Below are 17,007 nucleotides of genomic sequence, written 5' to 3' on the forward strand. Positions count from 1 at the left end.
ATGTACGAAACGATTTCGATCACGACCGACGGGCGGGGTGTGGCGACACTGACGCTGGATCGGGCCGACAAGCACAATGCGCTGTCCGCCACGATGATCCGCGAGTTGACGGAAGCGGCGCAGGCGCTTGGCGCGGATGACGGCGTGCGGGTGGTGGTGCTGACCGGCGCGGGGAAAAGCTTCTGTGCAGGTGGCGATCTGGGATGGATGCGCGATCAGTTCGCCGCCGATCCCGAGACCCGGTTCATCGAGGCGCGCAAGCTCGCCCTCATGCTCAAAGCATTGAACGAAATGCCGAAACCGCTTATCGGCCGGGTGCAGGGGCAGGCGTTCGGTGGCGGGATCGGCATGTGCAGCGTCTGCGACGTGGCGATCGCGGCGGATCATGCCAAGTTCGGTCTGACCGAAACGCGTCTGGGTCTGATCCCGGCCACCATCGGCCCCTATGTGCTGGCCCGGATCGGCGAAGCGATGGCGCGGCGCGTGTTCATGAACGGGCGCGTGTTCGGCGCGGCCGAGGCGCAGCGATTGGGCATCGTCGCCCATGCCGTGCCCGAGGGTGCGCTGGATGCGGCGGTCGAGGAAGAGGTCGTGCCCTATCTCACCTGTGCACCGGGCGCCGTCGCGGCGGCCAAGCGACTGGCGCGCCGACTGGGACCGCCGATCACCGACGACATCATCGACGACACGATCCGCGCGCTGGTCGACTGCTGGGAAGGGGCCGAGGCGCAGGAAGGGATCGGTGCCTTCTTCGAGAAACGCAAGGCGGAATGGATGACGCAATGACGCTGGTTGAAATCGCCGCGCTGGTGTTCAGCGTCCTCGCCCTGATCGTCTGCCTGTTCCAGTTCGCGCTGGCGCTTGGCGCGCCCTGGGGGCATCTCGCCATGGGGGGGCGGTGGCCCGGCAGGATGCCCGTGCCGCTGCGGGTCGGGGCCGTGGTTCAGGGCGGTCTCATGGTTCTGTTCGCGCGGCTCGTGGCAGGCGCCGGGGGGCTGCTTGCCCCTGTCGGTCCCGGCTGGCTGATCTGGGCCGTCGTGGCGATCACGGGACTGTCGACGCTGATGAACAACGTGACCCCGTCACGCCCCGAGCGCCTGCTCTGGGGGCCGGTCACCGTGGTCATGTTTCTTTGCGCGGTCTACGTCGCGGTTTCGGCCTGAGTCGGCATCGGGCCGGGCCGGTTCCTGAACTTCGTTCAAAGATGATTGAATAGCACACCTTTTGTGCGGTGCGGAAAACCGCGTTCCATCCTTGTAAACAACGGTATACAATGCGCTTTGCCGCGTCGCAGAAGCGCGTGGAACCCCTTGTTCAAATTGCCCGAAACAGGGGGTGGCTCGGTTGACCCTCTCCGGCGTTGAGAGTAGACCCCGAATTGAGCCAAACTGTCGCGGGTTCCCGTTCATATGAAACGGCCCGAACAAAGGAGCCAACGTGGAAGACCTTCTTCGTGAATACCTCCCCATCGTGATTTTCCTCGCCGTTGCCGTCGGCCTTGGCCTCGTCCTCGTGCTTGCGGCTGCCGTGCTCGCGGTCCGTCACCCGGACCCGGAAAAGGTGTCGGCCTACGAATGCGGGTTCAATGCCTTCGACGACGCGCGGATGAAATTCGATGTGCGGTTTTACCTCGTCTCGATCCTGTTCATCATTTTCGACCTCGAGATCGCATTCCTGTTCCCCTGGGCGGTGGCCTTCAAGGATGTCGGGATGATCGGGTTCTGGTCGATGATGGTGTTCCTTGCGGTCCTGACCATCGGCTTTGCCTATGAATGGAAGAAGGGAGCACTCGAATGGGAGTGATGACCGGCGCCAACACCGCGGGCGGCGATCGCGAAGTCGCGACGCGCCAGCTTTCGGACGAGTTGCAGGACAAGGGTTTCCTGCTGACCACGACCGACGACATCATCAACTGGGCGCGCACCGGCTCGCTCCACTGGATGACCTTCGGTCTGGCCTGCTGCGCGGTCGAGATGATGCAGTCGTCCATGCCGCGTTACGATCTCGAGCGTTACGGGACCGCGCCGCGCGCCTCTCCGCGCCAGTCGGACCTGATGATCGTCGCGGGCACGCTCACCAACAAGATGGCCCCGGCGCTGCGCAAGGTCTACGACCAGATGCCCGAGCCGCGTTATGTGATCTCGATGGGGTCCTGCGCGAACGGCGGCGGGTATTATCACTACTCCTATTCGGTGGTGCGGGGCTGTGACCGCGTGGTGCCCGTGGACGTCTACGTTCCCGGCTGTCCGCCCTCGGCCGAGGCGCTGGTCTACGGCATCCTTCAGCTTCAACGCAAAATCCGCCGCACCGGCACGATCGTGAGGTAACGATGGCAGACGACGCACTGAACGAGCTGGGCGCGCTGATCGAAGTCAAGCAGATGGACGTGGTCGTGGGGTGGGAGGTCGCCTTTGGCGAACTCACCGTCACCGTGCGGCCCGAGGCCCTGATCGGCTTTGTCGAATTCCTCAAGACCGACCGGGGTTGCCGGTTCTCGACGCTGGTGGACATCACGGCGGTCGACTACCCGGAGCGCGAGGCGCGGTTCGACGTGGTCTATCACTTCCTGTCGATGTACCAGAACCACCGCATCCGCGTGAAGGCGGCGGTCGAGGAGCGCGAGATGGTGCCGTCCATCGTGACCGTCTATCCGGCCGCCAACTGGTTCGAGCGCGAGATCTTCGATATGTTCGGGATCATCTTCAAAGGTCACCCCGACCTTCGCCGCATCCTGACCGACTACGGTTTCCGCGGTCATCCGCTGCGCAAGGATTTCCCGACGACCGGCTTCACCGAAGTCCGCTACGACGAGGTCGAGAAGCGCGTGGTCTACGAGCCGGTGTCGCTGGTTCAGGAATACCGCCAGTTCGACTTCATGTCGCCGTGGGAAGGCGCGGAATACGTGCTGCCGGGCGACGAGAAGGCGGACGGGGCCAAAGGCTGACGTGAGCACCCAGACCCTCATATACTGCGTCGGCGCGGCCAAGGCCGGGACCAGTTGGTTGTTCGATTACCTCTACAACCACCCGGAGACCTATTTCCCGACCGTGAAGGAGCTGAACTACTGGAATTCGGTCGCGATGGGCGCGGGCGAATTCTATCGTGACGAGCTTGCACGGCGGAAGGGCGAGATCGCCGCGCGCCATGCGGTGACGCGGGATGAGGATATCCACGCCTATCAGCTGCAAAGCATGGCGGATATCGAAGAATGGCTCGTCACCTTCGACGGCAAGACCCGCGACGACAAAGCCTATCTCGGCTTCATCGGGGCCGGGCTGCGCGACGCCAAGCTGGTGGGGGATTTCTCGCCCGGCTACGCGCTGCTTGGGCCTGAGTGGTTCGCCGAGATGGCCAAAAGCCATGAGAACGTGAAATTCCTTTATCTGCTGCGCGAGCCCGTGGATCGGCTCTGGTCGCATTTCCGCATGAACGCGGGCGGGGACGAAGCCGCGGCGACCTCGATGGTCGACGGTTACCTGTCCGGCGGGGAAGAGAACGTCTCGCGCCGGTCGAATTACCGCCGCACGGTCAAGCGGCTGATGCAAGCGGTGCCTCAAGACAGGCTTCACGTCGAACTTTACGAACGTCTCTTCACCGATGAGGCGCTTGAGAAAATGTGCGATTTCCTCGGGATCGAGATGATCCCGGCCGATTTCGGCAAGCGGGTGCATGGCTCACCCGAAGCGGGGCTCGATCCCGCGCGGCGGGCGCGGCTGCAATCCGCGCTGAAACCGCAATACAACTTCATCGAACGCTACATGGGCGCGGTGCCCGTGGAGTGGCAGGAAAGAATGGTGGCGGCATGATGGACGGCTCCAAGGGATTTCAGGACGCCGAGACCGGCGAACAGCAGATCCGCAACTTCAACATCAACTTCGGGCCTCAGCACCCGGCGGCGCACGGCGTGCTGCGTCTGGTTCTGGAACTGGACGGCGAGATTGTGGAACGCTGCGACCCGCATATCGGGCTGCTTCACCGCGGCACCGAGAAGCTGATGGAAAGCCGGACCTACCTTCAGAACCTGCCGTATTTCGACCGGCTCGACTATGTCGGCACGATGAACCAGGAACATGCCTGGTGCCTCGTGATCGAAAAGCTGTGCGGTGTCGAAGTTCCGCGCCGCGCCTCGCTCATCCGGGTGCTGTATTCCGAGATCGGGCGCATCCTGAACCACCTGCTGAACGTCACGACGCAGGCGATGGACGTGGGCGCGCTGACCCCGCCGCTGTGGGGTTTCGAAGAGCGTGAAAAGCTCATGATCTTCTACGAGCGTGCCTCGGGCGCGCGCCTGCACGCGGCCTATTTCCGCCCCGGCGGCGTGCATCAGGATCTGCCGCCGAAGCTGATCGACGATATCGAAGCCTGGTGCCACGAATTCCCAGCCGTACTCGACGACATCGACGGGCTGCTGACCGAGAACCGGGTGTTCAAGCAGCGCAACGTCGACATCGGCGTCATCACCGAGGAAGAGATCCTCGACTGGGGCTATTCCGGCGTCATGGTGCGCGGCTCCGGCTTTGCATGGGATCTGCGCCGCTCGCAGCCTTACGAGTGCTATGACGAGTTCGACTTCAAGGTCTGCATCGGCAAGAACGGCGACTGCTACGACCGCTACCTCGTCCGTATGGCCGAGATGCGCGAGAGCGTGAAGATCATGCTTCAAGCCATCGAAAAGCTGCGTGCGCCCGAAGGGCAGGGCGACGTGCTGGCCCGTGGCAAGCTGACGCCGCCCAAGCGCGCCGACATGAAGACCTCGATGGAGGCGCTCATCCATCACTTCAAGCTCTACACCGAGGGCTTCCACGTCCCGGCGGGCGAGGTCTATTGCGCCGTCGAAGCGCCCAAGGGCGAATTCGGCGTCTACCTCGTGTCCGACGGCACCAACAAACCCTACCGCGCCAAGCTGCGCGCCCCCGGCTATCTGCACCTGCAATCGATGGATCACGTCGCCAGCGGGCACCAACTGGCCGACGTCGCCGCCATCATCGGCACCATGGATATCGTTTTCGGAGAGGTCGACCGCTGATGCGTTTCGCCCTGGCCATACTCGTCTGGACCGTGCCAGCCATCGGGGTCGCTGATGCGTCGAACCCGTGGCCGGCCGTTTTCGAGATGATGGAAGCCAAGGATTGCATGGCGAGCGAAGAGGAAATCATAGCGGTCCTGACGGACGAAGGCGTCGATAGCTGGACGCGGAACATCATGATCGCGAACGCAGGCGAGTCCGGAACCTTCTCGCATGACCGGGAGAGCGGAACCTACACCCTGCATAAAACGGAGAAGTGCACCTAATGCTGCGCCGTCTGCACCACGAACAGCCCGCGTCTTTCGCCTTCACGCCTGACAATCAGGCCTGGGCGGAAGCGCAGATGACCAAATACCCGGAAGGGCGGCAGGCGTCCGCCATCATCCCGCTCCTGTGGCGCGCGCAGGAGCAGGAAGGCTGGCTGACCAAGCCCGCGATCGAGGGTGTGGCCGATATGCTCGGCATGGAATACATCCGAGCGCTGGAAGTCGCGACCTTCTACTTCATGTTCCAACTGCAACCGGTTGGGTCCGTTGCGCATTTTCAGATCTGCGGGACAACCTCCTGCATGATTATGGGCGCCGAAGACCTGATCGCGGTCTGCAAGGAAAAGATCGCGCCGAACCCGCATGAACTTTCGGCGGACGGCAAGTTCTCGTGGGAAGAGGTCGAATGCCTCGGCTCCTGCGCGAATGCGCCCATGGCCCAGATCGGCAAGGATTATTACGAGGATCTGACGACCGAGAGCTTCGGTGACCTGATCGACCGCATGGGTGCGGGCGAGGTGCCGGTGCCGGGTCCGCAGAACGGGCGTTACGCGTCCGAACCAGCGGGCGGGCTGACGAGCCTCAAGGACCATGAGGCGAACAAGAACCCGGCGAACGCGTCGGTCGCGCTGGCGACGGACATCGGCGACACGCTCAAGCGCATCGACGGGACCGAGGTGCCGCTCACCGCGCCGTGGCAGGGCGAAGGCCGCAAGGTCGCCGTCAAGGCACGCAAGACGGTCAAGTCGCCGGGGGATGCACAGGCGGCCATGTCCGACGCGAACGAGACCGCCAAGCCCAAGGCCAAGGCCACCGGCAAGCCCGCCGAGACGACCGACGCGGGTGCGGCCAAGACGACGACCGGCAAGGCGGACGACGCGAAAGCGGCCAAGGGGGGCGACGCGCCCTCGAAGACGGATGCTCCGGCCATGACCGCCGGATCGGACGCGCCGGGCGCGACCGGAACGCCCGCATCCGGTCCGGGCACGAAGCCCCGCACGATGAAAGCGCCGCGCAAGTCGGGCGCCGACGATCTGAAGGCGATCAAGGGCGTCGGTCCCAAGCTCGAAACCATGCTGAACGGCATGGGGTTCTATCACTACGACCAGATCGCCAAGTGGTCGGGCGAGGAAATCGCCTGGGTCGACCAGAACCTCGAAGGGTTCAAGGGCCGCGTCAGCCGCGACAACTGGGTCGATCAGGCCAAGACACTCGCCGAAGGTGGCGAAACCGAATTCTCGAAGAAAGTGAAGAAAGGCGACGTCTACTGAGGCGTCGGTTCAAGCATGAGGTTGGCAGGGGACATAAGACGAAAGTCTGCGGCACAAGACCGCGGGTCCGTTGCTATGGGTGAAACCCTCAACTGCAACAGGGAATTGGGAAATGGCAAATAACGACGGCGGCCTGTTTTCGTGCCGCAATACCTGCTGGATCGTCGGGGGGCTGCTAGGCCTCGTGGTGCTTCTGCTCATCAACAGCCCGTGGATCGTGGCGATCCTCGTGGGCCTCGTGGTCGCGGTGGCCGTGGCGCTGATCCTGCAACGGCTGTTCTGTTCGGACGTTCCGGCGTCCTCCGGCATGGCGACCAGTGCGCCTGCTAGTGCGGCGGCGACATCGACCACCGAACCGGCGGCGGCAGCGGCGAGTTCCGCAGGCACCGGCGACATGGACGCGGCGGCGGCCAAGCCCGCGCCTGCCGAAGAGGCTTCGGCCAAAGCGCAAGCCGCCGAGGATGCTCCGGGGACCGAGACTGTGGCGGACGAAACCGCCGCGCCCGCAGCCGCGCAGGAGGCCGAGCCTTCGCCGGACCCGATCATCAAGCCGTCCACCGCGCTTCCGGGTCAGCGTGAGCTGGAAGCCAAGAAGGGCGACTGGAAATACGAGAAAGAGCCTGCGGCGAAACCGGCGGCCAAGACCAAGACCGCCAAGGCCTCCAAGGCCGAAACCGCGAAACCGGCGGCAGCCCCCGTCGCGGCGGGCGAAGGCCCGGAACTGCTCGACGGACCCAAGGGCGGCGTGGCCGACGACCTCAAGCTCATCAAGGGCGTGGGGCCGGGGATCGAGAAGAAGCTGCATGATGCGGGCGTCTATCACTACGACCAGATCGCCCAGTGGACCGATGCCGACATCGCGGTGATGGACGACAAGCTGTCGTTCCGGGGCCGCATCAAGCGCGACGACTGGATCACGCAGGCCAGACAACTCGCCTCGGGCGAACAAACGGAGTTCTCGAAACGGGCGTCCTCATCGGGGCTCTACGACGAGAACAAGAAGAAGTAAGGCCAGGTGCACGCGATGAGCACGGGTGAGGACGGACTGGAACGCAAACGGCAGGGGCGGCTGGCCACTGTCGCGATCCTCGCGTCCGCCCTCGGCTTCATGGGGCTGACTTGGCTTGGGGAAACCCTCGGCTGGTCGAACCGTGTGCTCGGCCTCATCGGGCTTGCCGCCATGGCGGGCTTCGCATTCGGACTGATCGTGGCCATCCGGCTTTTGCTGGATGGTCGCAACACCAAAGGATAGACAGGCATGCTGAAAGATCAGGATCGGATCTTCACCAACCTCTACGGGATGCACGACCGGACCTTGAAGGGCGCGCAGATGCGCGGCCATTGGGACGGGACCGCCGGCATCATCCAAAAGGGGCGTGACTGGATCGTCGACCAGATGAAGGCCTCGGGTCTTCGGGGCCGGGGCGGCGCGGGCTTCCCCACGGGTCTCAAATGGTCGTTCATGCCGAAAGAGTCGGACGGGCGCCCCGCCTATCTCGTCGTCAACGCGGACGAATCCGAGCCGGGCACCTGCAAGGACCGCGAGATCATGCGCCACGATCCGCACACGCTGATCGAGGGGTGCCTGATCGCGTCTTTCGCGATGAACGCGCATGCCTGCTACATCTACATTCGCGGCGAATACATCCGCGAGCGTGAGGCGCTTCAAGCCGCCATCGACGAGGCTTACGACGCGGGCCTTCTGGGCAAGAACGCGGCTGGCTCCGGCTGGGACTTCGACCTCTACCTGCACCACGGGGCAGGCGCCTATATCTGCGGCGAGGAAACCGCGCTGCTCGAGTCGCTGGAAGGCAAGAAGGGGATGCCGCGCATGAAGCCGCCGTTCCCCGCAGGCGCGGGTCTTTACGGCTGCCCCACCACGGTGAACAACGTCGAAAGCATCGCGGTGGTCCCGACCATCCTGCGGCGCGGGCCGGAATGGTTCGCGAGCTTCGGCCGCAAGAACAACGAAGGCACCAAGCTTTTCGCCGTGTCCGGTCACGTGAACAACCCCTGCGTCGTCGAAGAGGCGATGTCGATCTCGTTCGAGGAACTGATCGAAACGCATTGCGGCGGCATTCGCGGCGGCTGGGACAACCTGCTCGCGGTCATCCCCGGCGGGTCGTCCGTGCCCTGCGTGCGCGGCGAGAAGATGAAAGACGCCGTGATGGACTTCGACTACCTGCGCGGCGAGCTCGGCTCGGGCCTCGGCACAGCGGCGGTGATCGTGATGGACAAGTCGACCGACATCGTGAAAGCGATCTGGCGGCTGTCGAAATTCTACAAGCACGAAAGCTGCGGCCAGTGCACGCCTTGTCGCGAAGGCACCGGCTGGATGATGCGCGTCATGGACCGTCTGGTGCGCGGCGAGGCCGAGTTGGAAGAGATCGACATGTTGTTCGACGTGACCAAGCAGGTCGAAGGTCACACCATCTGCGCGCTCGGCGATGCGGCGGCATGGCCCATTCAGGGTCTGATCCGCAACTTCCGCGAAGAGATTGAGGACCGCATCAAGGCGCAGAAGTCGGGCCGTATCTCGGCAGCGGTGGCGGCGGAGTAACGGCGTGATGCGGGTGGCGCATAACGGGCCGATGCGGCGAGGGACCGGGCGGGAAAACCGCGCGGCCCATCGTCCTGCGCGTCAGTCGGTATTCGTCACCTTGTCGATGTTCTCGCGGTCCGTCTTCGGCATACCTTCGGAGATGTCGTCCGAGGTCTCTTCGGTCTTCTCGCGGCCCGCGTCGCCGGTTTCGATGAATTTCTCGGTCTGGTCCTCGGCGATTTCCGCGCCTTTCTCAAGATCGGTCGGTTTGACTTTGTCGGACATGGGATGGTCCTCCTTTCCGCTCAAACGCGGCACCGGGGGTCTCGGTTCCGCGCCTGCGACAATGGTGGGAGGTGCGGCATGACGCGTGAAGGTCTGCATCTGGCCGAGTTGAACGTGGGACGGCTCGTCGCCGACACTGAAGATCCGCGTGTGGCCGAATTCATGGGCGCGCTCGACCGTGTGAACGGCATGGGCAAGCGGATGCCGGGGTTCGTCTGGATGATGGAAGGGTCGGGCGAGCCGGGGACCGGCAACACCGAGGCCAAGATTGGGGGTGATCCGCGCTTCGTGTCGAACCTGACGGTGTGGGAGAACGTCGAGAGCCTTGAGCATTTCGTGTTCAACACCGTGCACAAGCAATTCTACGACCGCCGCGCCGAGTGGTTCGAACTGATGACCGACCAGCACTTCGTGATGTGGTGGGTGCCGATTGGTCACCAGCCCACGCTCGACGAGGCGCTGGACCGGCTCGAGGCGCGAAAGCGCGATGGCGACAGCGACGCGGCCTTTGGCTGGGCGTGGCTGAAAGAGGCGACGCTGCACGAAACCAAATCCTGCGCGGAGGTGGCGGCGGAATGATCCGGGTGTCGCATATCGCAATGCTGACCGCCGCCGTGACGTTGTCGGGCTGCGGGATGCTGAACCGTGTGTCGGCGCGGGCGGCGCCGGAGCGCCCCGCGGAGGCCATCGGCTCGGCGGCGCAGGACGTGGACCGCTTCACCTCGGGCGGGGCGGATTACACGGTCGAATATCGCAGCCACGGGTTGTGGCGCGATGCCATGGGCAATGCGGGGGCCGATGCCGGTGCGCCGCAGATCACGGTCGGGCGGGCCGATGGCACGCCGCTGACCGAAGACGACATTCTGGCGGCGCGGGGCGTCGCCAAGGCCTATTGCGCCGAGCACCCGCAGTTCCGGCGTGACACGATCTTCGGCGACGGGGTCGTGGTGGAGGACGGGAAGGTGATCTTCTCGGAAATCTGCGACTAGGGCCGAACGGGAAATGACAAGCGCCGGGGCAGCCCGGCAGGATGAGTGAGAGACGCATGAGCGATCTGAAGAAAATCGTCATCGACGGGAACGAGGTCGAGGTGGACGGGGCGATGACCCTGATTCAGGCCTGCGAAGAAGCCGGGATCGAAATTCCCCGGTTCTGCTATCACGAGCGCCTGTCGATCGCGGGCAACTGCCGCATGTGTCTGGTCGAGGTCGTGGGCGGCCCGCCCAAACCCGCCGCATCCTGCGCGATGCAGGTGAAAGACCTGCGCCCCGGGCCGGAAGGCCAGCCGCCGGTCGTCAAGACCAACAGCCCGATGGTCAAGAAGGCCCGCGAAGGGGTGATGGAGTTCCTGCTCATCAACCACCCGCTCGATTGCCCGATCTGCGATCAGGGCGGCGAATGCGACCTTCAGGATCAGGCGATGGCGTATGGCGTCGACTTCTCGCGCTACCGCGAACCCAAACGCGCGACCGAGGATCTGGACCTCGGCCCGCTGGTGTCGACCCAGATGACGCGCTGCATTTCCTGCACCCGCTGCGTGCGCTTCACGACCGAGGTCGCGGGCATTCACCAGATGGGTCAGACGGGTCGCGGCGAGGATGCCGAGATCACCAGTTACCTGAACGAAACGCTGGATTCGAACCTTCAGGGCAACATCATCGACCTGTGCCCGGTGGGCGCGCTGACGTCGAAGCCCTATGCCTATCAGGCCCGCCCGTGGGAGTTGACCAAGACCGAGACCATCGACGTGATGGATGCGCTCGGGTCGAACATCCGCGTGGACACCAAGGGGCGCGAAGTCATGCGCATCCTGCCGCGCAACCATGACGGCGTGAACGAAGAGTGGATTTCCGACAAGACCCGCTTCGTGTGGGACGGTTTGCGCCGCCAGCGGCTCGACAAACCTTACGTGCGCAAGAACGGTAAACTCACGCCGGTCGAATGGCCCGAGGCGCTGTCGGCGGCGGCCGATGCCATGAAAGGCAAGAAGGTCACGGGTCTGATCGGTGATCTGGCTTCGACCGAGGCGGCCTTCAGCCTCAAACAGTTGATCGAGGGGCAGGGCGGCACGGTCGAATGCCGCGTGGACGGGGCCAAGCTGCCCGCCGGAAACCGCTCCGGCTATGTCGGCACGGCGACCATCGAAGACATCGATTCAGCCGAGATGATCCAACTGATCGGCACCAACCCGCGTGACGAGGCGCCGGTGCTGAACGCACGTATCCGCAAGGCGTGGCTGCGCGGTGCGACGGTCGGCTATGTCGGCGTGCCGGGTGTGGACCTGACCTATGACTATGTGCAGGTCGGCGACGACCGCGTGGCGGTCGAGGAACTGTCGTCCAAGACCATTTCGGACGCGACCAAGGCCAAGAAAACGCTCGTGATCGTGGGCATGGGCGCACTGAACGAGGCGGACGGCGAGGCGGTTCTGTCGCACGCCATGAAGCTCGCTGAGAACACCAACGGCAAACTGTTGGTCCTGCACACCGCTGCGGGCCGGGTCGGCGCGATGGATGTGGGCGCGGTGACCGAGGGTGGTATCAAGGCCGCGACCGAAGGGGCCGAGGTCATCTTCAACATGGGCGCGGACGAGGTCGAAATCGACGCGGGTGCGACCGTGATCTACATGGGCAGCCACGGAGACCGTGGGGCGCACCGTGCCGACATCATCCTGCCCTCGGCTGCCTACACCGAAGAGTCGGGCCTGTTCGTGAACACCGAAGGCCGCCCGCAACTGGCGCTGCGCGCCGCCTTCCCGCCGGGTCAGGCGAAAGAGAACTGGGCCGTCCTGCGGGCGCTGTCCGCCGAACTGGGGGCCACGCAGCCGTGGGACACGCAGGCCGGTCTGCGCCGCGCCATGGTGGAAGCGGTGCCGCATCTGGGCGCGGTCGACGTTGTGGCCGAGAACGACTGGCAACCGCTGGCGCTTGGGAAACTCGGCAATGCGACGTTCCGTCCGATCATTGCGGACCACTACCTGACGAACCCCATCGCGCGGGCGTCGGCGGTGATGGCCGAACTGTCCGCGAACGCCAAGGCACGCGGGTCGCAGAAGGTGGCCGCCGAGTGATCCGCACCGTCGCATATGGCACGCTGGCTCTGGTCGCGCTGACCGCCTGTTCCGAACAGGTGGAAGTCAGCCGTGCTGTGGCGAGCGCGCAGGCGGCGACAACGCCGTATCAGCCGGAATACCTCGATATCGGGACCCGGCTGCTCGACGGCGACCTCGTCGCCTTCGACGTCAAGATGAAGGGGGCCCGCAACAATCAGGACGTTGCGGACTATGCCCAATGCGCCGCCTCGCAATATGCGTTGATCCGGGGGTACGGATTTGCGCGTCACGTGCGAACTGCGGTGGATAAACGCGGCGAAGTGTGGGAAGGGGACGCGACTTACGTGATCTCCGATGCGCTTCCCGATGGGTTGGCCAAGATCGACGCCGAAGTGGCGGTCGCGGCTTGCAAGGAAAACGGAATACCGACGATCTGAGGCGACAGATGTACGAATTTTTCACGACGACCAATCTGGGGATTGCGCTGACGATCGTGGGGCAGGTGCTCCTGATCGTGGTGCCGCTTCTGGTCGCGCTGGCCTTCCTGCTCTACTACGACCGCAAGGTCTGGGCGGCGGTTCAGATGCGCCGCGGCCCGAACGTGGTGGGCGCTTTCGGCCTGCTGCAAAGCTTCGCGGACTTCCTGAAGTATGTGCTCAAGGAAATCGTGGTGCCGGCGGGGGCGGACAAGTTCGTCTTCTTCCTCGCCCCGATGCTGTCCTTCGTGCTCGCCATGGTGGCCTGGGCCGTGATCCCGTTCAACGACCGCTGGGTTCTGGCGGATGTGAACGTCGCGATCCTGTTCGTTTTCGCCGTCTCCTCGCTCGAGGTTTACGGCGTCATCATGGGCGGCTGGGCCTCGAACTCCAAATACCCGTTCCTTGGCTCGCTCCGGTCCGCCGCGCAGATGATTTCCTACGAGGTGTCCATCGGCCTCATCATCATTGGCGTCATCATCTCGACCGGGTCGATGAACTTCGGCGACATCGTGCGCGCGCAGGACGGGGCGGGGCTGTTCAGTTGGTATTGGCTGCCGCACTTCCCGATGGTGTTCCTGTTCCTGATCTCGGCCATGGCCGAAACCAACCGCCCGCCCTTCGACCTGCCGGAAGCGGAATCGGAACTCGTCGCGGGCTATCAGGTGGAATACTCGTCCACCCCGTTCCTTCTGTTCATGATCGGGGAATACGTGGCCATCGTGCTGATGTGCACGCTCGTCTCGATCCTGTTCTTCGGCGGCTGGCTGTCGCCCATCGAGGCGATCCCGGACGGGGCGCTCTGGCTCATCCTCAAGATCTTCTTCTTCTTCACGATCTTCGCGATGGTGAAGGCGATCACCCCGCGCTACCGCTACGACCAGCTTATGCGGATCGGCTGGAAAGTGTTCCTGCCCCTGTCGCTGATCTGGGTCGTTCTGGTGGCCTTCTTTGCTCAATACGGCGCGTTCTGGGGCACCTACGCGCGCTGGACCGTGGGAGGCTGACGCATGGCTAACATCGACTACACCCGCGCCGCCAAATACTTTCTGCTGACCGACTGGATCAAAGGGTTCCAGCTGGGCATCAAGTATTTCTTCAAGCCGAAGGCGACGCTGAACTACCCGCATGAAAAGGGGCCGCTTTCGCCCCGTTTCCGTGGCGAACATGCGCTGCGCCGCTATCCCAATGGCGAAGAACGCTGCATCGCCTGCAAGCTGTGCGAAGCGATCTGCCCGGCACAGGCGATCACCATCGACGCGGAACCGCGTGAGGACGGCTCGCGCCGCACCACGCGCTACGACATCGACATGACGAAATGCATCTACTGCGGCTTCTGTCAGGAAGCCTGCCCGGTGGATGCCATCGTCGAGGGTCCGAACTTCGAATTCGCGACCGAAACCCGCGAGGAGCTGTTCTACGACAAGGACAAGCTTCTGGACAACGGCGAGCGTTGGGAAGCCGAGATTGCGCGCAATCTCGAACTCGACGCGCCCTATCGGTAAGGGGGCGGCGGCGCATGGGCGCGAGCGGCGCAAATCTGTTCGAGGATGACGCCTCGATGGACTGGCTGGAGGGCTATCGCGCCTCCGGGGCCGGTGCTGTCGCGTCCGCGCTCGACACCGCCGCCGGGACGCCCGTGACCGACTACCTCGACATGGATCAGGGCGCGGCGGCGCGGGCGGCGGCGGAAGTCGTGGCCGTGGCGCATGGCGCGTTTCCGTCGGGGATGTCGCAGGACCGTCTGGACCTGCTCAACACCCACGGGTCCGACGTCCGGGCCATGGACGGCATAAAGTCCCGCGCCACGTCGGCGCTGGATCGGTTGATTTCGGAGAACTCCGAGCTTCACGAGGTGTGGATGGACAGCGACGCCCAGTCCGACTGGGTCGCGGCCATGAACGATTTGCGGCGGAGGCTGGGATGAGCGATTTCACCAAGACATACGCGCGGATGATGGAGCAGGGCACGGCGATGCTCAAAGCCTTCAACCCGATGCTCGAAGATTTCACGCCCGAAGGGTTCGACAAGCTCTGGCCGACCATGCCCCGCGACTGGATGGAGGCCATGTTCGGCAATTCGTTCAACCCCGACGGGCTGGACGCGAAGACCCGGCTGATGGTCCTTCTGGGCGGTCTGGTCGCCACGGGGGCGACGCAGGACAGCCAGATCAAATACACGGTGCGTCACCTGATGGAGGCGGGCGCAACGCAGAAAGAGATTGGGGAAGTCATCTACCAGATGTCGATGCTGGGCGGACTTCCGGCGATGAACCACGCGCTCGAACTGGCCCAGGAGGTCTATGACGCGCAGAAAGACGACGAGGAGGGGGACGCATGACCGTCGCCGATTTCGCATTCTACGCCTTCGCGGTGACGACGCTTGTGGGCGGGCTGTTCACCGTTCTGGCCCGCAACCCGGTCCATTCCGTGCTGTGGCTCATCATGGCCTTCATCGGGTCGGCGGGGCTGTTCGTGGTGCTGGGGGCCGAATTCCTCGCCATGCTTCTGATGATCGTCTACGTCGGCGCGGTCGCCGTGCTGTTCCTGTTCGTCGTGATGATGCTGGACGTGGATTTCGCCGAGTTGAAGGCGGGCATGGCGAAATACATGCCGCTCGCGCTTCTGATCGCGGTCGTGCTGCTGATGCAGATGGGTATGATCTACGGCACGTGGCAGTTCGCGGACGGGGCCGAAGCCGCTCGTCGCGCGGTGACGCCGGACATGACCGAGGTCGAGAATACCGCCGCACTGGGTCAGCTGATCTACGACGACTATTTCCTTCTGTTCCAGCTTTCCGGGCTGGTGCTGCTCGTCGCCATGATCGGCGCCATCGTCCTGACCCTGCGCCACCGCAAGGACATCAAGCGGCAGGACGTGCTCGCCCAGATGTATCGCGATCCGGCCAAGGCGCTGGAGCTTGTCGACGTGAAGCCGGGGCAGGGGCTTTGATCCGCGCCGCGCTCATATCCTTCGCGCTGGCCGGGGCGCCCGTCGCTGCCGTGGCCGAAGCGCCGCCGATGCCGTCCTGTTCGGCAGGCGGGTACGAATGGCATCTGAGCAGCATTTTCGGTGGCGGCCTGATCCACGCCCTGCGCGTGGCCGGGTCGGGGGCCGAAACGGAATACGTCATCGCCTGCACCGCGGGCCGCGCGGTCGAGGCGACCCGCGTCGGCACCGAATACGGCGTGCTCTACGATCTCGCCCAAGGCATGTCGGCATCCGCCGAACGCTACACGCTGGACGACCTTGCCAAGTTCACGCGGGAATCCGGGTGGCAGGCCAAGGTCGTAAGCTTCGACAAGGGGGCTTGCGTGTGCAAGCTGGGGTTCTGAGCATGGCGCGGCTGACCCATATCGCGGCCCTGATGCTGACGCTGGCGGCCACCGGCGCGCAAGCGGCGTCCTGCACGGACGGGGGCAGCACGTATACCTCTGTCGAACGGATCAGCGCGAACGTCGTTTATGCCGAGGACGGCGCGCGGGCGATCATCGCCGTGTGCAGCATGGACATGGCGGTCGAGGCCACGGACCCCGGCGGCGCGGAATACCCGGCACGCGACTTTGCGGCGGGGTTGAACCCGAACAACGCGGACTACGACCTGACGGAACTGGCAAGCCTCATGCGCTCCATGGGGCTCGAGGCACAGACGACGCCGTTCAGCAGCAAGGGCTGCGTCTGCGCGGCACAATAGGGCGGCGCCCCGGCGGCGCGGCAAGAGAATGGACCCCGCAGGGGGCCCGAACGAAGACAAACCAAGGGCAAAGGCCCAGAGGGACAAGATGGTTGGACTTGAACATTACCTGGGACTGGCGGGGGCACTCTTCGTCATCGGCATCTTCGGTCTTTTCCTGAACCGCAAGAACGTGATCATCCTGCTCATGTCGATCGAGTTGATGCTGCTCTCGGTGAACATCAACCTCGTCGCCTTTTCCTCCTACCTCGGGGACATGGTGGGGCAGGTCTTCACGCTGTTCGTCCTGACGGTCGCCGCGGCTGAGGCCGCCATCGGCCTTGCCATTCTGGTCTCGTTCTTCCGTAACCGCGGCACGATCGCGGTCGAAGACGTCAACGTGATGAAAGGCTGACG

Annotated in this window: 25 protein-coding genes; 24 read left to right on the plus strand and 1 reads right to left on the minus strand. The window is 64.2% G+C overall.

The genetic code is table 11. The features are described from left to right. The 12 genes from FCT00_RS09835 (at position 1) to nuoF (ending at position 9,123) form a co-directional block, all read left to right on the plus strand. The gene (locus tag FCT00_RS09835; protein WP_138422862.1) at positions 1-786 is read left to right on the plus strand and encodes a crotonase/enoyl-CoA hydratase family protein; all 786 of its coding nucleotides are present in this window, start codon (positions 1-3) and stop codon (positions 784-786) included. Further along, positions 783-1,163: a hypothetical protein gene (locus tag FCT00_RS09840; RefSeq protein ID WP_138422863.1), complete on the plus strand. Its 381-nt coding sequence runs from the start codon at positions 783-785 to the stop codon at positions 1,161-1,163. The genes FCT00_RS09835 and FCT00_RS09840 overlap by 4 nt, the downstream gene beginning before the upstream one ends. 274 nt (positions 1,164-1,437) lie before the next feature. After that, the gene (locus FCT00_RS09845; protein WP_008327895.1) at positions 1,438-1,803 is read left to right on the plus strand and encodes an NADH-quinone oxidoreductase subunit A; all 366 of its coding nucleotides are present in this window, start codon (positions 1,438-1,440) and stop codon (positions 1,801-1,803) included. Next, on the plus strand, positions 1,803-2,327 hold the full coding sequence (locus FCT00_RS09850) for a NuoB/complex I 20 kDa subunit family protein (protein WP_008327896.1): 525 nt from the start codon (positions 1,803-1,805) through the stop codon (positions 2,325-2,327). Before FCT00_RS09845 ends, FCT00_RS09850 begins: the two co-directional genes overlap by 1 nt. A 2-nt stretch (positions 2,328-2,329) precedes the next feature. Beyond that, a complete protein-coding gene (locus FCT00_RS09855) occupies positions 2,330-2,944 on the plus strand; it encodes an NADH-quinone oxidoreductase subunit C (protein ID WP_138422864.1) in 615 nt (204 codons plus the stop codon). Between the two features lies 1 nt (position 2,945). Then, on the plus strand, positions 2,946-3,806 hold the full coding sequence (locus FCT00_RS09860) for a sulfotransferase (protein WP_138422865.1): 861 nt from the start codon (positions 2,946-2,948) through the stop codon (positions 3,804-3,806). Next, the gene (locus tag FCT00_RS09865) at positions 3,803-5,026 is read left to right on the plus strand and encodes an NADH-quinone oxidoreductase subunit D (protein ID WP_008327911.1); all 1,224 of its coding nucleotides are present in this window, start codon (positions 3,803-3,805) and stop codon (positions 5,024-5,026) included. The genes FCT00_RS09860 and FCT00_RS09865 overlap by 4 nt, the downstream gene beginning before the upstream one ends. Further along, the gene (locus FCT00_RS09870; RefSeq protein WP_008327913.1) at positions 5,026-5,292 is read left to right on the plus strand and encodes a hypothetical protein; all 267 of its coding nucleotides are present in this window, start codon (positions 5,026-5,028) and stop codon (positions 5,290-5,292) included. The genes FCT00_RS09865 and FCT00_RS09870 overlap by 1 nt, the downstream gene beginning before the upstream one ends. Further along, complete coding sequence (locus FCT00_RS09875; protein WP_138422866.1) at positions 5,292-6,563, plus strand: NADH-quinone oxidoreductase subunit E; 1,272 nt, start codon at positions 5,292-5,294, stop codon at positions 6,561-6,563. The genes FCT00_RS09870 and FCT00_RS09875 overlap by 1 nt, the downstream gene beginning before the upstream one ends. Before the next feature lie 112 nt (positions 6,564-6,675). Then, on the plus strand, positions 6,676-7,572 hold the full coding sequence (locus tag FCT00_RS09880) for an endonuclease (protein WP_138422867.1): 897 nt from the start codon (positions 6,676-6,678) through the stop codon (positions 7,570-7,572). A gap of 15 nt (positions 7,573-7,587) precedes the next feature. Further along, complete coding sequence (locus FCT00_RS09885) at positions 7,588-7,815, plus strand: DUF5337 domain-containing protein (RefSeq protein ID WP_008327917.1); 228 nt, start codon at positions 7,588-7,590, stop codon at positions 7,813-7,815. Between the two features lie 6 nt (positions 7,816-7,821). Then, positions 7,822-9,123, plus strand: coding sequence for an NADH-quinone oxidoreductase subunit NuoF (gene nuoF / locus FCT00_RS09890; protein ID WP_008327918.1), 1,302 nt, complete (start codon positions 7,822-7,824; stop codon positions 9,121-9,123). Between the two features lie 81 nt (positions 9,124-9,204). On the opposite strand, the gene FCT00_RS09895 is transcribed toward nuoF, so the two are convergent. Then, positions 9,205-9,390, minus strand: a complete 186-nt coding sequence (locus FCT00_RS09895; RefSeq protein WP_008327919.1) for a hypothetical protein — start codon at positions 9,388-9,390, stop codon at positions 9,205-9,207. A gap of 78 nt (positions 9,391-9,468) precedes the next feature. Here FCT00_RS09895 and FCT00_RS09900 point away from each other — a divergent pair, with 78 nt between their 5' ends. From FCT00_RS09900 to nuoK, 12 genes are all read left to right on the plus strand, one after another. Continuing rightward, on the plus strand, positions 9,469-9,969 hold the full coding sequence (locus FCT00_RS09900) for a DUF3291 domain-containing protein (protein ID WP_138422868.1): 501 nt from the start codon (positions 9,469-9,471) through the stop codon (positions 9,967-9,969). Further along, entirely contained in the window at positions 9,966-10,379 is a 414-nt protein-coding gene (locus FCT00_RS09905; RefSeq protein WP_138422869.1) for a hypothetical protein, read from the plus strand. Before FCT00_RS09900 ends, FCT00_RS09905 begins: the two co-directional genes overlap by 4 nt. Before the next feature lie 56 nt (positions 10,380-10,435). Then, positions 10,436-12,460: an NADH-quinone oxidoreductase subunit NuoG gene (nuoG, locus tag FCT00_RS09910; RefSeq protein ID WP_138422870.1), complete on the plus strand. Its 2,025-nt coding sequence runs from the start codon at positions 10,436-10,438 to the stop codon at positions 12,458-12,460. Beyond that, positions 12,457-12,879 (plus strand): hypothetical protein, encoded by a 423-nt coding sequence (locus tag FCT00_RS09915; protein WP_407943653.1) that lies wholly within the window; start codon positions 12,457-12,459, stop codon positions 12,877-12,879. Before nuoG ends, FCT00_RS09915 begins: the two co-directional genes overlap by 4 nt. A gap of 8 nt (positions 12,880-12,887) precedes the next feature. Next, positions 12,888-13,925, plus strand: coding sequence for an NADH-quinone oxidoreductase subunit NuoH (gene nuoH, locus FCT00_RS09920; RefSeq protein ID WP_008327927.1), 1,038 nt, complete (start codon positions 12,888-12,890; stop codon positions 13,923-13,925). A gap of 3 nt (positions 13,926-13,928) precedes the next feature. Further along, positions 13,929-14,423 carry an NADH-quinone oxidoreductase subunit NuoI gene (nuoI, locus tag FCT00_RS09925; protein ID WP_008327928.1) on the plus strand — a complete coding sequence of 165 codons (495 nt, stop codon included), beginning with the start codon at positions 13,929-13,931 and terminating at the stop codon, positions 14,421-14,423. A gap of 14 nt (positions 14,424-14,437) precedes the next feature. Continuing rightward, positions 14,438-14,845 (plus strand): DUF4259 domain-containing protein, encoded by a 408-nt coding sequence (locus FCT00_RS09930; RefSeq protein WP_138422871.1) that lies wholly within the window; start codon positions 14,438-14,440, stop codon positions 14,843-14,845. Next, positions 14,842-15,258, plus strand: coding sequence for a carboxymuconolactone decarboxylase family protein (locus tag FCT00_RS09935; RefSeq protein ID WP_008327933.1), 417 nt, complete (start codon positions 14,842-14,844; stop codon positions 15,256-15,258). Before FCT00_RS09930 ends, FCT00_RS09935 begins: the two co-directional genes overlap by 4 nt. Continuing rightward, positions 15,255-15,869: an NADH-quinone oxidoreductase subunit J gene (locus tag FCT00_RS09940; protein WP_008327935.1), complete on the plus strand. Its 615-nt coding sequence runs from the start codon at positions 15,255-15,257 to the stop codon at positions 15,867-15,869. The genes FCT00_RS09935 and FCT00_RS09940 overlap by 4 nt, the downstream gene beginning before the upstream one ends. Further along, positions 15,866-16,252: a hypothetical protein gene (locus FCT00_RS09945; protein WP_138422872.1), complete on the plus strand. Its 387-nt coding sequence runs from the start codon at positions 15,866-15,868 to the stop codon at positions 16,250-16,252. The genes FCT00_RS09940 and FCT00_RS09945 overlap by 4 nt, the downstream gene beginning before the upstream one ends. A gap of 2 nt (positions 16,253-16,254) precedes the next feature. After that, positions 16,255-16,611 (plus strand): hypothetical protein, encoded by a 357-nt coding sequence (locus FCT00_RS09950; RefSeq protein WP_138422873.1) that lies wholly within the window; start codon positions 16,255-16,257, stop codon positions 16,609-16,611. Positions 16,612-16,699: 88 nt separating this feature from the next. Further along, positions 16,700-17,005: an NADH-quinone oxidoreductase subunit NuoK gene (gene nuoK / locus FCT00_RS09955; RefSeq protein WP_040884267.1), complete on the plus strand. Its 306-nt coding sequence runs from the start codon at positions 16,700-16,702 to the stop codon at positions 17,003-17,005. Positions 17,006-17,007 lie beyond the last annotated feature (2 nt).

It is taken from the genome of Maritimibacter alexandrii, assembly GCF_005871115.1.
GTDB classification, from domain to species: domain Bacteria; phylum Pseudomonadota; class Alphaproteobacteria; order Rhodobacterales; family Rhodobacteraceae; genus Maritimibacter; species Maritimibacter alkaliphilus.

Bases quoted from the DNA above. Each gene is read 5' to 3' on its own strand.
- FCT00_RS09840 (WP_138422863.1), top strand. From the start codon at position 783: ATGACGCTGGTTGAAATCGCCGCGCTGGTGTTCAGCGTCCTCGCCCTG.
- FCT00_RS09930 (WP_138422871.1), top strand. From the start codon at position 14,438: ATGGGCGCGAGCGGCGCAAATCTGTTCGAGGATGACGCCTCGATGGAC.
- FCT00_RS09855 (WP_138422864.1), top strand. From the start codon at position 2,330: ATGGCAGACGACGCACTGAACGAGCTGGGCGCGCTGATCGAAGTCAAG.
- FCT00_RS09895 (WP_008327919.1), bottom strand. From the start codon at position 9,390: ATGTCCGACAAAGTCAAACCGACCGATCTTGAGAAAGGCGCGGAAATC.
- FCT00_RS09870 (WP_008327913.1), top strand. From the start codon at position 5,026: ATGCGTTTCGCCCTGGCCATACTCGTCTGGACCGTGCCAGCCATCGGG.
- FCT00_RS09950 (WP_138422873.1), top strand. From the start codon at position 16,255: ATGGCGCGGCTGACCCATATCGCGGCCCTGATGCTGACGCTGGCGGCC.
- FCT00_RS09885 (WP_008327917.1), top strand. From the start codon at position 7,588: ATGAGCACGGGTGAGGACGGACTGGAACGCAAACGGCAGGGGCGGCTG.
- nuoI (WP_008327928.1), top strand. From the start codon at position 13,929: ATGGCTAACATCGACTACACCCGCGCCGCCAAATACTTTCTGCTGACC.
- FCT00_RS09935 (WP_008327933.1), top strand. From the start codon at position 14,842: ATGAGCGATTTCACCAAGACATACGCGCGGATGATGGAGCAGGGCACG.
- FCT00_RS09850 (WP_008327896.1), top strand. From the start codon at position 1,803: ATGACCGGCGCCAACACCGCGGGCGGCGATCGCGAAGTCGCGACGCGC.
- nuoH (WP_008327927.1), top strand. From the start codon at position 12,888: ATGTACGAATTTTTCACGACGACCAATCTGGGGATTGCGCTGACGATC.
- FCT00_RS09875 (WP_138422866.1), top strand. From the start codon at position 5,292: ATGCTGCGCCGTCTGCACCACGAACAGCCCGCGTCTTTCGCCTTCACG.
- nuoF (WP_008327918.1), top strand. From the start codon at position 7,822: ATGCTGAAAGATCAGGATCGGATCTTCACCAACCTCTACGGGATGCAC.
- FCT00_RS09905 (WP_138422869.1), top strand. From the start codon at position 9,966: ATGATCCGGGTGTCGCATATCGCAATGCTGACCGCCGCCGTGACGTTG.
- FCT00_RS09940 (WP_008327935.1), top strand. From the start codon at position 15,255: ATGACCGTCGCCGATTTCGCATTCTACGCCTTCGCGGTGACGACGCTT.
- FCT00_RS09900 (WP_138422868.1), top strand. From the start codon at position 9,469: ATGACGCGTGAAGGTCTGCATCTGGCCGAGTTGAACGTGGGACGGCTC.
- FCT00_RS09880 (WP_138422867.1), top strand. From the start codon at position 6,676: ATGGCAAATAACGACGGCGGCCTGTTTTCGTGCCGCAATACCTGCTGG.
- FCT00_RS09835 (WP_138422862.1), top strand. From the start codon at position 1: ATGTACGAAACGATTTCGATCACGACCGACGGGCGGGGTGTGGCGACA.
- nuoG (WP_138422870.1), top strand. From the start codon at position 10,436: ATGAGCGATCTGAAGAAAATCGTCATCGACGGGAACGAGGTCGAGGTG.
- nuoK (WP_040884267.1), top strand. From the start codon at position 16,700: ATGGTTGGACTTGAACATTACCTGGGACTGGCGGGGGCACTCTTCGTC.
- FCT00_RS09865 (WP_008327911.1), top strand. From the start codon at position 3,803: ATGATGGACGGCTCCAAGGGATTTCAGGACGCCGAGACCGGCGAACAG.